A 1,040-nucleotide genomic window follows, 5' to 3' on the forward strand; every position below is an offset into this window, starting at 1 on the left:
CCCGCTGCACGGAACGCGGGCGGGACTTTCTTGCCGGCGTCGGCCAGCCGGCAGCGGGCCCCTCGGCGGGCCGGGGCGGGGAAGAGGTTCCCAGTGCCTCGTCCAACGCCCATTGCGGGATCCTCCCGCTGGGTGACCGCTTGACGCCCGGCTGCCCGGGCCGGGTTTGCGCTCCGGGGGACGCGTCCCTTGCCAATCCCTCTGCCCGGTGCTGCATCTGCTTCCCCCAACTACCCCAATTCGGCCTCGCCGAACGACGACAGCAGCAGAATTATACGTTTCATCATCGCGGAACCACCAGCGTAGAGGCAGCTCCAGGGCGGCCGCCGGCCCGAATAATTCCGCGGCCTACTGCCGCTCGGACACCCGCACGGCCATCAGCCCGCCCGCGGCGAACGCCACCGTGCACGCGAGGACAAGAAGCAGGGGAGCGGTCCAGCCGCCGGTCACCGTGTTCAGCCATCCGGCCACCGGCGGTGCGCAGGTCGCGGCCAGATATCCGCCCGTCTGGATCCGGGCGGACGCGGAGGCCGCCTCGTTGTCGTTGCGGGCCACGCGCGGGATGACCGAGAAGATGGCCGTGAACCCGCCGCCCTGGGCGATCCCTCCCGTGATGGACCAGAGAATGTAGGCGTCGGGTGCCAGGAGCAGGCCGAGGGGGAGGGTCATCCACAAGACGGCGATGCCTGCCGTCGGCACCCAGAGCCGGGTTCGTGCTGCCACGAGCGGCACCCCGAAAGCGCCGACAATGGCGGCCACCTGGAAGAGCGAGGCCGTGGCTCCGGAGGCGGCAATGGACATGCCCCGGACTTCGGACAGCAGCAGGGGCAGCCAGGTGGTCGTTCCGTAGTAGGCGGCGGACTGGCCACAGAAGGCCAAGGTCAGCAACCAGATGATCCACCTATTGGGCCGCCCGCCGCCGGTCTTCGGGCGCGGCAGCGACGCCGTTCCGGATCTACCGGTGCCAACGGGTTTGCCTGCGGCGGTATTGGCGGGCGCTTCACCGGACGCGCGGTCCGGCCCGGCTGCCAAAGCCGCGC

General features: G+C 70.6%; 1 protein-coding gene. It reads right to left on the bottom strand.

Features of this window, described 5'->3' with window-relative positions:
• Positions 1-348 precede the first annotated feature (348 nt).
• Positions 349-1,040 (bottom strand): MFS transporter (locus AC5RUJ_RS17075; protein ID WP_494156342.1); only part of this gene is annotated, 692 nt, incomplete at its 5' end.

The organism is Arthrobacter sp. Y3223164, from assembly GCF_059091005.1.